The organism is Kineosporia sp. NBRC 101731 (assembly GCF_030269305.1).
Classification (GTDB): Bacteria; Actinomycetota; Actinomycetes; order Actinomycetales; family Kineosporiaceae; genus Kineosporia.
This window is the reverse complement of the sequence record NZ_BSTC01000001.1, coordinates 396569-409799: the sequence shown is the minus strand read 5'-3', so window position 1 is coordinate 409799 and position 13231 is coordinate 396569. Positions and strand designations below refer to the sequence as shown.

General features: G+C 67.3%; 14 protein-coding genes. 3 read left to right on the top strand and 11 right to left on the bottom strand.

Going from position 1 to position 13231, the window contains the following annotated elements; all coding sequences use genetic code 11:
- Positions 1 to 18 precede the first annotated feature (18 nt).
- Entirely contained in the window at positions 19 to 273 is a 255-nt protein-coding gene (locus QSK05_RS01720) for a hypothetical protein (RefSeq protein WP_285593189.1), read from the top strand.
- Between the two features lie 5 nt (positions 274 to 278).
- Here the strand turns inward: QSK05_RS01720 and QSK05_RS01715 are convergent, their stop codons facing one another.
- The 11 genes from QSK05_RS01715 to QSK05_RS01665 form a co-directional block, all read right to left on the bottom strand.
- Positions 279 to 2312, bottom strand: coding sequence for an NAD(+) synthase (locus QSK05_RS01715; RefSeq protein ID WP_285593187.1), 2034 nt, complete (start codon positions 2310 to 2312; stop codon positions 279 to 281).
- A 29-nt stretch (positions 2313 to 2341) separates the two neighbouring features.
- A complete protein-coding gene (locus tag QSK05_RS01710; protein WP_285593185.1) occupies positions 2342 to 3640 on the bottom strand; it encodes an EAL and HDOD domain-containing protein in 1299 nt (432 codons plus the stop codon).
- A 10-nt stretch (positions 3641 to 3650) separates the two neighbouring features.
- A complete protein-coding gene (locus QSK05_RS01705; protein WP_285593183.1) occupies positions 3651 to 4139 on the bottom strand; it encodes a hypothetical protein in 489 nt (162 codons plus the stop codon).
- Positions 4136 to 4501: a response regulator gene (locus QSK05_RS01700; RefSeq protein WP_285593181.1), complete on the bottom strand. Its 366-nt coding sequence runs from the start codon at positions 4499 to 4501 to the stop codon at positions 4136 to 4138. The genes QSK05_RS01705 and QSK05_RS01700 overlap by 4 nt, the downstream gene beginning before the upstream one ends.
- Positions 4498 to 5043 (bottom strand): hypothetical protein, encoded by a 546-nt coding sequence (locus QSK05_RS01695; protein WP_285593179.1) that lies wholly within the window; start codon positions 5041 to 5043, stop codon positions 4498 to 4500. Before QSK05_RS01695 ends, QSK05_RS01700 begins: the two co-directional genes overlap by 4 nt.
- Entirely contained in the window at positions 5040 to 5858 is an 819-nt protein-coding gene (locus QSK05_RS01690) for a CheR family methyltransferase (protein ID WP_285593177.1), read from the bottom strand. Before QSK05_RS01690 ends, QSK05_RS01695 begins: the two co-directional genes overlap by 4 nt.
- Positions 5855 to 6988 (bottom strand): protein-glutamate methylesterase/protein-glutamine glutaminase, encoded by a 1134-nt coding sequence (locus QSK05_RS01685; protein WP_285593175.1) that lies wholly within the window; start codon positions 6986 to 6988, stop codon positions 5855 to 5857. The genes QSK05_RS01690 and QSK05_RS01685 overlap by 4 nt, the downstream gene beginning before the upstream one ends.
- The gene (locus QSK05_RS01680; RefSeq protein WP_285593170.1) at positions 6985 to 7356 is read right to left on the bottom strand and encodes a response regulator; all 372 of its coding nucleotides are present in this window, start codon (positions 7354 to 7356) and stop codon (positions 6985 to 6987) included. Before QSK05_RS01680 ends, QSK05_RS01685 begins: the two co-directional genes overlap by 4 nt.
- A gap of 34 nt (positions 7357 to 7390) precedes the next feature.
- Positions 7391 to 7831 carry a chemotaxis protein CheW gene (locus QSK05_RS01675; RefSeq protein ID WP_285593167.1) on the bottom strand — a complete coding sequence of 147 codons (441 nt, stop codon included), beginning with the start codon at positions 7829 to 7831 and terminating at the stop codon, positions 7391 to 7393.
- Positions 7828 to 10296 (bottom strand): chemotaxis protein CheW, encoded by a 2469-nt coding sequence (locus QSK05_RS01670; protein ID WP_285593166.1) that lies wholly within the window; start codon positions 10294 to 10296, stop codon positions 7828 to 7830. Before QSK05_RS01670 ends, QSK05_RS01675 begins: the two co-directional genes overlap by 4 nt.
- A 165-nt stretch (positions 10297 to 10461) precedes the next feature.
- Entirely contained in the window at positions 10462 to 11223 is a 762-nt protein-coding gene (locus tag QSK05_RS01665) for a matrixin family metalloprotease (protein ID WP_285593164.1), read from the bottom strand.
- 624 nt (positions 11224 to 11847) lie between these two features.
- On the opposite strand from QSK05_RS01665, the gene QSK05_RS01660 reads away from it, so the two are divergent.
- Positions 11848 to 12198, top strand: coding sequence for a hypothetical protein (locus tag QSK05_RS01660; RefSeq protein ID WP_285593162.1), 351 nt, complete (start codon positions 11848 to 11850; stop codon positions 12196 to 12198).
- Between the two features lie 94 nt (positions 12199 to 12292).
- Entirely contained in the window at positions 12293 to 13162 is an 870-nt protein-coding gene (locus QSK05_RS01655; RefSeq protein ID WP_285593160.1) for an AraC family transcriptional regulator, read from the top strand.
- Positions 13163 to 13231 lie beyond the last annotated feature (69 nt).

Sequence of the window (13231 nt, the reverse complement as noted above, 5' to 3'; positions counted from 1 at the left end):
GGCTGTTTGATCGCAGCCGTGCTGGCGGGACCGCTTCTCTACATCCAGTACGAGAGAGGCGGTCTCGACGGCTACACAGCTGTGCTGAATTGGTGCATCGTCGCTCTGCTGTGCATGATCGGAGCCTCGCTGATCATGGACCTGATCAGCCGGTACGAGCAGGAGTGGGACGACAAGGACGCGGCGGACGCCCGCGAGGCCGCCCAGAACGCGGCCGAGACCGAGGCCAAGCGGGCCGCCGAAGAGGCTGAGCGCCGGGCCCAGGCCGGTTAGGACGCTCAGGGCACCTCGCGACGGATCTCGTCCAGCCAGATCCGGGCCGAGGCATCCGACGGGGCCCGCCAGTCACCCCGCGGCGAGAGCGAGCCACCGGCAGTGACCTTCGGTCCGTTCGGCATGGCGGAACGCTTGAACTGACTGAACGCGAAGAACCGCTGTGCGAACACCTCGAGCCAGTGCCGGATCACCGGCAGGTCGAACTCGTTGCGGCTCTCCGGCGGGAAATGCGGTGGCCAGTCGCCCTTCCCGGCATCGCCCCAGGCGTGCAGGGCCAGGAAGGCGATCTTCGAGGGCCGAAACCCGTGGCGCAGTGTGTAGAACAATGAGAAGTCCTGCAACGAGTACGGCCCGACCTTGGCCTCGGTGCTCTGGGTGACGCCGTCCTCGCCCGCGGGCACCAGCTCCGGGCTGATCTCACCACCGACCACGTCTTGCAGGATCTTGCCCACCTCGTCATCGAACTGACCCGACGTGATGACCCAGCGGATCAGATGCTGCATCAGCGTTTTCGGTACACCACCATTGACGTTGTAGTGCGACATCTGGTCGCCGACACCGTAGGTGGACCAGCCGAGGGCAAGTTCGGACAGGTCGCCGGTGCCGAGCACGATGCCGCCGCGCTGGTTGGCCAGCCGGAACAGGTAGTCGGTGCGCAGCCCGGCCTGCACGTTCTCGAAGGTGATGTCGTACACCGGCGAGCCGTTGGCGAACGGGTGCCCGAGGTCTTTCAGCAACAGCTCGGACGCCGGCCGCATGTCGATCTCCTCGAAGGTGACCCCGAGCGTGCGACCCAGGCCGACCGCCTGGTTCTTCGTCCGGTCGCTGGTCGCGAAGCCGGGCAGCGTGAACGCGAGAATGTCGGTGCGGGGACGGTTCTCCTCATCCATGGCTTTGGCCGCGACGATCAGGGCATGGGTCGAGTCGAGCCCTCCCGAGACCCCGATGACGATCTTCGGCTGACCGATCGCCCGCATCCGCTGCCGCAAGGCGGCGACCTGGATGTTGTAGGCCTCGTAGCAGTCCAGCTCGAGCCGGGACTCGTCGGCCGGCACGAACGGGAAGCGCTCGACCTCACGCCGCAGCCCGATGTCGCCCGCCGGCGGCTTGAGCTCGAACTCGATCGTGCGCAGATCGGTGCCGTGAGCGGCCCGGTTGTCGTCGAACGAGCCCATCCGCAGTCGCTCGGCGCGCAGCAGGTCCAGGTCGACGTCGGCGATCGTGCGGCGGTCGCCGGTCGGGAACCTCTCCCCCTCGGCCAGCAACACCCCGTTCTCGTAGACGAGCGTCTGCCCGTCCCAGGAGAGATCGGTGCTGGACTCGCCCTCCCCGGCGGCCGCGAACACGTAGGCGGCCAGGCAGCGCGACGATGCGGAACGGCAGAGCAGCTTGCGGTCCTCGGCGCGGCCGATGGTGATCGGGCTGCCCGAGAGGTTGGTGAGCACAGTCGCCCCGGCGAGCGCGGCCGTAGCACTGGGCGGCACGGGCACCCACATGTCCTCGCAGATCTCGACGTGCAGCACGAAACCGGGCACGTCGGTGGCGGCGAAGAGCAGGTCGTTACCGAACGGGACCTGTTCGCCGGCCAGCCCGATGCTCTCGCCCACGTCGCGCCCGGCGGACATCTGGCGGGCCTCGTAGAACTCGCGGTAGTTCGGCAGGTACGACTTGGGGGCCACCCCGAGCAGTCGCCCGTCGTGCACCACCGCGGCGACGTTGTGCAGGCGGTGCCGGTAACGCACAGGCAGGCCGACGAGCAGCACCGGGGTGAGCCCGGCCGAGCCGTCGATCACCGTGCGCAGGGCGCGCTCGGCGTCGGCCAGCAGCGTCTCGTGCAGCAGGAGGTCTTCGATCGAGTAGCCGGTGAGCGTGAGTTCGGGGAACACCGCCAGCCCCACGCCGTCGTCATGGCAGTCCCGCGCGATCCGCAGCACCGACTCGGCGTTGGTGTCCGGATCGGCGATGGCCGTGCGCATCGTGCAGGCGGCGACCCGGAGGAAGCCCTGGTGGTACGCGGAGTAGAAGCGCTCGCTCACGAGGAGCAGTCTCTCAAACCGGCCCGGCGTCAATCGTCAGCGGCACCTGCGATCTCCTCGACCAGGCGGAGCGACTCGCTGAGCGATTCCAGGTAGGCGAGCGAAACGGCGTGAAGACTCAGACCGGAGGCGGTGACGCCCTGGTCGTCGTCGCGCTCGTGGGCCAGCACCGCGTGCAGGGCGACCCCGGCGCCGCCGAGCCCACTGACCAGGGCGTCACGGACGTCCCCCGTGACCCCGGCGGCCTCGGCCACCGTCTGCGGGGACGCACCGAGCAACTCCGCGGCCCCGGAGAGCAGGCCGATGGTGAACGCCAGGTCACCGGCCTCCTTCGGAGCCAGCAGACGGCAGGTGCCGGCCCGGGCGAGCACCTTCCAGAGGCCGTTGACCGGTGAGGCGCTGGACGGACCCTCGATCAGCATCAGCACGATCCAGGAACGCAGGCGGCGCGGGCCGATGACGACCAGGGCCTGGCGCAGCGAGGAGATCTGGCCACTGGTACCGGACGCGGCCGAGTTCGCCGTGCGCAGCAGCCGCAGGGCCAGGCCGGGATCGCTGCCGACGGTGGGCTCGAGCCGGACGATGTCCAGGTCGGGGTCGGCCAGTTCACGCAGCAGGCGCACACAGACCAACTCGGTCGGCGTCAGGGTGCGCCGTTCCAGCACCTTGGGCTTCTCCAGCAGCGACCCCTGGAACAGGCTGAAGCCGAGCTCGCGGGCCCGGTCGAACGTGGGCTGGTCCTGGATGCCACCGGCCATGAGATCGCGACCGCGCTCGGTCACCAGGGCGGCCAGCTCGGCGAGTTGCCAGCCGGGATGGGCCGACACGTCGATCTTCACGTAGTCGACGAGGTCGAGGAGCACCGAGGCCTCGGCCTGGCCGCGGTATTCGATCAGCGCCAGACGATATCCGTCCGAACGCAACTGCTCGACGCCGGCGAACAGTTCCGCGTCCATCATCATGGTCGCCGAGATCTCGAGGACGACACCGGCGGGCTCCACCGGGATCGGGATGATCCCGGTGAGGAAGGCGCGGGTGAGACTGATGAAGACGGGCCGGGGCCCGGCGATCCGGTCCACCCCGAAGGTGCCGAAGGTGGAGGCGATGACCTGGGACGTCGCCCGGTCACCCTGGTCCTTCTCGCCGGAGTGGAACAGCACCTCGTAGGCCATCAGGGTGCGGCGGGCGTCGTAGAGCCCGTGCCGGCCCACCCGCACGTTCCGCACCGCATCGGGCGGGACGCGCGTCTGCGCCGGTACCCGTGGAGCTTCCGTGGGTACCGGCGCTTCAGCGATGGCCTCGGACAGGGATCCGGGGTCCGATGACATTCGCTCTCGCTTACTTGATGACGACCGACAGGGTTCCGTCGCCGTATCCGCTGATCTTCAGCTTCACGTCCATCCGGTTGCCGACCGTGGCGGCCAGCGCGGCGATGTCGGCCGGGATGGCCGAGCCCGGGGCGTACATCTCGTAGAGACGCACGTGCGGGTGGTTGGGCACGTTGAAGATCGACGCCATCACGTTGAGAACCTCGTAGCAGTTCTCCTCGAGGTCCTTCGGCAGCTCACGAGCCTTGATGCTCTCGTCCACCACACCACGGGGGATCATGCCCAGGGAGCCCCCGATCCGTGCGGCGCACTCCAGGTCGACGACCACCAGGGCAGACGTCTTCAGCTGGTCCGTGACGTAGACCGCGACCACGTTGGTCGACTTGGCCGGCGGCGGGACGCCGTCCGACAGGTCGACGTCGCGGCCGACGAGGCCCTCGATCGTGTTGCGCACCGAATGCCGGCTGGGCAGGGGTGACTGTTCTGTCTCGACACTCATGCTGAAACCACCGATCCGAGTGTGTCCATGAACGCTTCCGCGGTGAAGGGCTTGACGATGAATCCGATCGCACCGGCGGCCACACCCTCTTCCGCCTTGTCGCCGCCACCCTCAGAGGTGACGAAGCAGAACGGGGTGGTGTTGCCGCTGGCGCGAAGTGCCTTGAGGAACTCGATGCCGGTCATCTCCGGCATGTTCCAGTCGGACAGGATGAGATCCGGCTTGAAGTCCTTGACGGCTTCCATCCCGAGGCGGCCGTTCTCGGCCTCCTTGATCTCGTGCTTCCCCAGACCTGCCTGCCGCATGGTCCGGATGACGATCATCCGCATTGCTCGACTGTCGTCAGTTACCAGGATCTTCATGAGGTGGGCTCCAGGGTTGCGTCGTTGATCTCCGGCGGCCAGAGGAGGCCAGCTACCGGGGCATGGGGGTGGATGGCGAGCTGGACCACGTGCCCCAGCACGACGGCGCGCACACACGTGGTGCCGTCCGCGGGCTCCGCTTGTTCGAACCGCTCGTCATCGATGATCTCCGCCGTCGGCAGAGACAGGCGGGCGTGAGTGCACAGAAGCGTCTTCACGTTCCCGCCGGCGATGTTGCTGATCTCCGCGATCGCGTCGACCAGATCGTTCGGTCCCGGAGAGCTGATCGACATCATCCTGGCCGCCATCACCCGGGCCAGGCTGACACCGACACGGACCTCGATCACCGCGAACTGTTCCTCGCTCTGATCGCCGTCGTCAGCGAAGTTGTGAATGGCCAGGCGTGACACGGTGGTGTCGCCCACCGGCAGCTGGTTGTTGGTGATGATGGCCTCTTCCTTCAGCACGGAGGAGAACACATCGGTGAGGATCACACCGAGTTCCTCTCGCGCATCGTCATCCAGCTCGGTGAAGACGCTCATGTCCCTCCTCCGTTTCGGAAGATCACTACTTTTTCGGTTTCCACCCGGGTGAAGTTCGTATCCAGGGTGATGGTGCTCTCGGCCCCGCCGAGAACCAGAAATCCACCGGGCCGCAACACTTTGCGAACATTCGCGAGCACCTGGCGCTTGGTCGGCAGATCGAAGTAGATCAGCACGTTCCGGAGAAAGACGATGTCCATCTGCGGTAGGCCGACCGGCGGCTGGGCCAGATTGCCCTGCCGAAAGCTGGTCATCGCACGCACCTCCGGCTTGACGATCCAGTCCCTCCCTACCTGATCGAAGTACTTGACCATGTACTTGACCGGCATACCGCGATTGATTTCGAGCTGGCTGTACTTCCCGGCCGTGGCCCGCGCCACCATGGTCGGAGAGATGTCCGTACCGTGGATCTTCGCCGTCCGGCCCGGGTTCACCGGCAGCCAGTCGAGCAGCAGCAGAGCCAGTGAGTACGCCTCCTGGCCGCTGGACGAGGCCGCCGACCAGACGTTCACGGTGGGCCCGCCGAACTTCTTCACCTCGGGCAGCATCAGCCGGGTGAAGGCGTCGAACGGATGGACGTCGCGAAACCACGAGGTCTCGTTCGTGGTCAGGGCGTCGACCACCGCGTCGCAGGCTTCCCGGTCGTTACGCCGCAGGCGGTGCACCAGGGCGGCCACGTCCTTGTCACCGAACTTCCGGGCCACCGGCGCCAGCCGGGACTCGACCAGGTATTCCTTTCCCGGCTGCAGGTCGATCGAACTGCGCTGCCGGATCATTCCGATGACGAAGGTGAAATCAGAGTCCTGCAAGGTCATGCCCGCACCCCGCCCGTCACCGGGCCGGCTGCCTGACGGGTGGAGGCGCCCTGACTCTGGATCAGCGCCGCTGCGACGGTCGGGGCGATCTGCTCGATCGGGAGAACCCGGTCGGCCTGCCCCGCCATCACGGTGGCACCGGGCATACCCCAGACCACGCTCGACGCCTCGTCCTGGGCGAACACCTCGCCACCGGCAGACCGGATCACCCCGGCCCCCGCGGCCCCGTCCCGCCCCATCCCGGTCAGCACCAGCCCGAGCACCCGGTTCCGGTAGACCGCCGCGACCGACCGGAACATGACGTCCACGGCGGGCCGGCAGAAGTTCTCCGGCGGGGCATCGCTCAGGTGCACGAAAACTCCGGTGCCCTTCGACTTCATCTCCATGTGCAGACCACCCGGGGCGATCAGCACCTTCCCGCGCTCCACCGCGTCACCTTCGGCGGCCTCCACGATGCTCAGGCGGGAGATCGAGTCGAGGCGCTGAGCAAGCATTTTCGTGAACACCGGAGGCATGTGCTGGGTGATCACGACCGGCACGGGCAGGTCTCCGGGCAGGGACGCCAGCACGGTCGCCAGCGCGTCCGGGCCACCGGTGGAACTCCCGATCGCCAGCAGACCGAACGGCTGCGTGCGTCGTGGCGTTCCGGGGGCTCGCGAGACTCCCGCCGGCGGTTGGGCCGGCGGGATGGGGGTTCTGGTGCCCACCAGCTTCCTCGCGCCGGTGAGCGCGATCAGCTTCGGTATCAGCTGTTCCTTGATGTTCTGCCGGCTCTCCATCACGCTGCCGACGTTGGCCGGCTTGGTGACGTAGTCGCTGGCCCCGGCCGCGAGCGCGTCCATGGTGGCGGACGCGCCCCGCTCGGTCAGGGTGGAGAACATCACGATCGGCAGGCGAGGATGCGTCTTGCGCAGTGCCCGGACCGCTTCGACGCCGTTCATCACGGGCATCTCGATGTCCATGGTGAGCGCGTCCGGCTTCAGTTCCTCGACCTTGCCGATCGCGACCTGTCCGTTGTGTGCGACGCCGACAACCTCGATCCGGTTGTCGGCGTCGAGAATCTCCTTGATCAACCGGCGGATGACCACCGAGTCGTCAACGATCAGAACGCGGATGGTTGCCCCGCTCATACCTTCACCAATCCCAAGAGCGCCAACTTCTCAGCGATCACCTCTGAGGTGAACGGTTTGATGACGTACTCGTGCGCACCCGCTGCCAGGGCCCGGACGATGTTGCCGTGTTCGCTCTCGGTCGTGACCATCATCAGCGAAACGTCGTTCAGCGATTCGCGGGCCCGGATCGCCTTGATGAAGGTCAGTCCGTCCATCCGCGGCATGTTCCAGTCGACGAGGGCCACGTGTGGCAGGTAACCGGTGTCGATCAGGTCCAGTGCATCTCGTCCGTCGAAGGCCTGGGCGACGTCGAAACCGAGTGCCTCGAGTTGCCTCGTCAGGATCGATCGCATCGCTCGCGAGTCGTCGATCACCAAGGCTCGCATCGCGTCGCCCCTTTCGGTCTTCTATCGGATGCCCTCAGGCAGCTGCCGAGCGACTTTCGTCGAAGGCCAGCAAGGCACGAGCGTCCAGGGCGAGGAGCAGCTTGTCCGGCAGCGTGTACGCGCCGAGCAGCAGCGAACCGACCCTGGCATTCACCGTCGAGGGGGTTCCCTCGAACGGGATCTGGGAAACCTCGACCACGCCGCCGATCTCGTCGACCAGCAGGCTGACGGGTTCGTCGTCCACCCGGACCACGACGTTGACCTGGGCGCGTTCACCGGTCGTCGGCGGCAGACCCAGCCGGGCCCGCACATCGATGGCGGTGAGTACCTCACCACGGAGGTTGATCAGGCCGGACACCTCGGCCGAGGCGAGCGGGACCGGGGTGAACGTCTGCATCCGGACCACTTCCTGGACCAGGGCAACCTCCACCCCGAACAGGTAGGAACCGACGTGGAACGTCGACAGCTGGGTCACAATGCCTCCTCGTACATGTCGCCGAGCTGCTGCACCGTCGTGGCGCCGGCGTCGTCCTGGTAGAACGCAGGGTCGGCGGCGAGCACCGCGGCCTGCACGTCGAGCAGCTCGACCACCCGGTCACCGACGACGATCGACCCCAGCAGCGCATGGTCGTCGATGTCGGAGCGCGAACCGGCCCGCTCGGTGGCGATGTCCATGATCCGCTCGACCGCGAAGCCGACACTGCGCTGGCCGCGGGTGTAGACCACCAGCTGAACCCTCGCGTTGTCGGTCTCCTCGCCGTAGGCACCGAGCAGGTTCGCCAGGCGTACCAGCGGCATGATGTGGCCCCGGTACTGGACCACCTCGCGACCACCCACCCGCTCGATGGTCTCGTTGGGGATCTCCTCCAGCCGGGTGACCATGTCCAGGGGGATGGCGGTGCGCCGTCCTCCGGACAGCTCCACCACCAGCACCGGGTCGATCGGCGTGGTCTCTTCCATGACCGACGAGCTGGCGGCCGCGGCCTGGTTGGAGAGCACGTCGGCCCGCCGGGCGATCGCGGTCGCGTCGAGGATCAGGACCACGCTGCCGTCACCGTGGATCGTGGCGCCCTGGTACATCGGCAGGGCCTTCAGGTGCCGGCCCAGCGGCTTGACCACGATTTCCTGGGTGTCGAGGACATCGTCCACGACAAGGCCGAAGCGGTGCTGCTCGGCCTGCAGGACGACGATGAAGCCGCCCCGCCCGTCATCGTTGCGGCCACCGCCGCTGGAGGTGCCGATCGAGACCAGCTCGAGCTGCTCGTCCAGTTGCACCAGGGGCAGCAGCGAACCGCGCAGCCGGTAGACCGGCGCCCCGGAGATGTGCTCGATGCCGCCGCGGGCGTGCTCGCCCGAGAGTCGCACCAGTTCCAGCACACTCACCTGCGGCACCGCGTAACGGTGGCCGTAGCAACCGATCGTCAGAGCCGGGATGATCGCCAGGGTCAGCGGGATGCTGAGGCGGAAGGTGGAGCCGGCGCCCTTGTTCGAGACGACGTCGACGGAACCGCCGATCGCCTCGATCCGGGTCTTCACCACGTCCATACCGACGCCCCGGCCGGAGACGTTGGTGACCTTGGCGGCCGTGGAGAATCCGGGCAGGAAGATCATCTGGGTGATCTCGCGCGGCGTCATCTTCTCCAGCTGGGCCTGGGTGACCAGGCCCCGCTCGACCGCCTTGTTACCGACCACGTTGTGGTCGATACCCGCACCGTCGTCGATGATCTCGAGGTGGACCAGGCCGGCCTCGTGATAGGCGCGCAGCATCAGCACGCCCTCGGGGTTCTTGCCCTTGCCGATCCGCACGTCCGGCGGCTCGATGCCGTGGTCGATCGCATTGCGGACGAGGTGCGTCATCGGGTCCTTGATGGCCTCGAGGACGCTCCGGTCGAGTTCGGTGTCGCGGCCCTCCATCTCCAGGCGCACGTTGCGCGAGAGCTGGTGGGAGAGGTCGCGGACGACTCGGGGCAGTTTGGACCAGACCGTGTCGACCGGCTGCATACGGGTCTTCATGACCTGTTCCTGCAGCTCACTGGTGATCAGTGAGAGGCGCTGCGCAGACCGGGCCAGGGCGCTGTCGTTCTGCTCGTCCAGCTCGGAGACCAGTGCGTTACGCGACAGCACCAGCTCGCCGACCATCGACATCAGGGTGTCGAGCAGCCCGATGTCGACACGCACCGAGGACTCGACGACCGAGCGCTTCTGCTCACCGGGCTCACCTGGTTCGGGCACGGCCTTCGCGGCCGGCTTCTCCGCCGGCTTCGGGGCGGGGGCAGGAGGTGGCGGAGCTGCCGCAGCAGGCGGTTCGGGAAGATTCGTGATCGAGACCTCGGCGGACACGACCTGCGCGCCGACCGGGATCTCCTCGGGGTGGCTCTTGGCGGCCTCGGCCAGTTCGTGCGCGGCCTCGATCGCCTGGGCGGCGGCGGCCTGTGCGGCGGCCTCGACCACCGCCTCGGTGGAGTCCTCCGCCCCGGCGACCGCCTCGGCGGCACCGGTGGCGGCCTCCGGGCTGCCTGCCTGGGCGGGGATCAGCGGCGGGGCCTCGATCACCCCGTCCTCGAGCAGATCACCCAGCCGAGCCACCAGCTCGGTGTGGTCGACATCCCCCTCACCACCGCTGGCCTCGATGTTCGAGAGCAGGCCGCGCACGGCGTCGACCATGTCCAGCAGGGCGCTCGTGCGGTCCTCGTTCAGCAGGATCTTGCCGTCACGCATACGGCTGAGAAGGTTCTCGCCGACGTGTGTGAGCTTCTCCAGCTTGTTGAACGCAAGGAACCCGCTGGTGCCCTTGATCGTGTGGATGGTTCGGAAGACGCTTCCCAGCAGATCCCGTGAGGTCGGGTCCTGCTCCAGCGCGAGCAGGTCGGTGTCGAGCTGGTCGAGGTTCTCGTGTGACTCGACCAGGAACTCGGCAACGATCTCGTCGATCGCCTCCATCGCACTCCTTCAAGGACAACCGCAGGGTCCGGACGTTGGCTTTTTCATCGGCTGGGGCTGGTTCACTCTTGAGCGGGCATTGAGGACGCGTGTCACCACGGCGATCGTGGCTCACCGGCCCGTCGTTGCCGGCCCCCACTTCGGGGCCCGGGACCTCGTGGATCTTCAGCGCAGGTCGCGCACGCTGACGTAACTCGGGATGTCGATGCAGCCCGCTTTCGTGCCGACCTTCGCCAGGCCCGCAAGATCCCCCTTGCCGTACCCGCTCGGTGAGGCCGAGGTCAGGGTCGGGTACATCTGCTGCTCACGGCTGCTCACGTGGTCCAGGCCGGACGCGTGCCCGAGCTCGTGCAGGACCACGTTGCTCTGCCGCGTCCCCGTGCCCCAGCCGCTCTTGAGCTTCTGGATGGCCTTGGCCTCGAGGATCACGTAACCCCGGACGATCGCCGCGCCCTCACCCTGGCTGCCGTACCAGGTCGACCAGAGTGCTCCCCCGTACCCGAGCGAGTTCTTCGTCAGCGGGAAGTCAGTCTTCGTCCTCGCCACCGCGGCCACGACGATCTCGGCCGGCTGCTTCGCCAGGTTCCGGGTGGTGGGGACGAATGTGGTCAGTCCTGCGTACCGGTAGGTCAGGCCCGTCGCGTGGCTCAGTCTGACGAACGAGGCCCTGACCGTCTTCAGCATGGCCTTCTTCTTGCTCTGCGGAAGTCCGCTCAGGTTCACCCGGTAGGTGATGGCGCTCTGACAGGGATTCCACCGTGCGTTGATCGTTTTTCCGCTGTCGAGAACAACTTTCATGACTTTGTACGCACTGCTGGCCGTCCCCGGCGGAGTGCCGGTGCCCTGCGCCGCGGCCCAGGGCGCCGATCCGAAAGTGATCACCGCGATCAGTGCGGCCACAAGAGCCAGTCGAAGCCGAGCAGGCACCCAAGCCCTCATCTCCCTCAAGCCATCCGCAAGGGACGACTACGTACGGGCGATGCGGTCACGGCCCGTTACTTGAGAGTTACCGAGGCTGCGTGACGGCCATATCTGCCGGGCGGGTGAAGGCGCGAAGACGCCGGCCGGCGACGGTGACCGACGGTGGTGCAGCTCCTCCCCCCGGCCGGTACAAGGCCGCCCGAGCACGGACGATTGCCGCACGGTGGCTGGGCCGGACGCATGAAGGCCTGGGCCTGTGCTCATACCCGGGCAGGGCAGTGGGAATCTTGAGACCGGGCAGAAACCTACCCGATCGGGCCAGCCAGCCACCCCACGTGACCGGCGTTCTCAGGCGACACAGATCACATAAGTCGGCCCACGAGCCAGAACTCCACGACATTGCGTTGTACCACTCGGTTCTCGCGGCAATAGCGACCGGGAACACCCACCGCGGCGGGATAGCTTCGTATCTAGGCCGGAAATCGGGCGACCTCGCGCACCCGCTCACCGTGCTCGAAGACTGTGGACTCGTCATCCGGGAACCGGCTCTGGCAGCAGAGTCAGAGGCGTTTCTCGGGTCAGGTCCTCGACCCGCACTTCGAGCAGGTGTGCCGGCACTGGACCCGATACATGGCTCCGCTCGATCTGTTCGCCGGGCATCCCAACCTGGTGGCCGGCGGAACCATCACCGATCCGGCCGGCAAGGCCAGTCATGAGGTCGACGTAGCCGTTCTCGGCCTGGAAGACGACAATCGACGTCCCCTTCTCGCCGTGGGTGAGGCGAAGTGGGGTGAGGTCATGGGCCTGGGGCACCTGGACCGGCTTCGTCGTATCCGAGACCTCCTGACCCGCCAGAACCGCTACGGCGCAGAAGCTGCGAAACTTGTCTGTTTCGCCGGCCCGGGATTCAGTGACGAGCTCCTCGCTGCTGCGGATGATGACATGGACATCGTGCTGATCACGCCGGCCGACCTCTACTGAGCCTCAGACTGCTTCGATTGATCGCATCGGATCACTGCGATCGGGCGCGGGCGGTGAAGCCTGATCCAGGCTGAATACCGGAAGGGAGTCGTCCGTGATCTCGGAACTGAACCAGCTCGTGGATCTCGTGGAGGAGCGCCTCGGTGAGGAGCTCGACGTCCGGGAATTCGCCGGGGCGCTCGGCACGACCGAGTACCACCTGCGCCGGATGTTCTCGGCGCTGGCCGGGATGCCGCTGTCGGAGTACGTCCGTCGGCGGCGCATGACCGTCGCCGCGGCCGCCGTCGTGCGGGGTGAGGAGCACCTGCTCACCATCGCGGTCCGGTACGGGTACGGATCGACCGAGGCTTTCGGGCGGGCGTTCCGGGCGGTTCACGGCTCGGGACCCGGCGACGTCCGCCGCGACGGAGGCCCCCTTCGGACACAACCGCAGCTCAGGTTCCGCCTGACCGTCGAAGGGAACACCCCCATGGACACCCGCATCGCTGACCAGCCCTCGTTCCGGCTGGTCGGGCACGCCGTCCGCGTCCCACTCATTCACCGTGGGATCAATCCACAGATCCAGCAGCACATCTCATCGCTGCCGCCAGAGGAGCACGCACGGTTGAAAGCTCTCGGGAACATCGAGCCGAGCGGCCTGCTCCAGGTCACCGACGACCTCGCACCCGACGCGGCCGAGGGGAGCGAACTGACCTACCTGCACGGCGTCGCCGTTTCCGCCGGGACTGCGGTCCCGGACGACCTCGACGCCATCGAGGTGCCGGCCGGACGCTGGGCGGTCTTCCGCACCAGCGGCCCGTATCCCCAGGCACTGCAGGATGCCTGGGCCGCGACCGCGGCCGAGTGGTTCCCCTCGAATCCCTGGATCCTGCGTCCGGGCCCGTCGATCGTCACGATCCTCGAGCTGGCGGACGACTTCAGCACCGCAACCTGCGAGCTCTGGCTCCCGGTCGAGCCGGGGTGACATCAGACCGCCCAAACGGATGGGCCGGCACCCCCTTCGGGATGCCGGCCCATCGCCGGTTCAGATCTT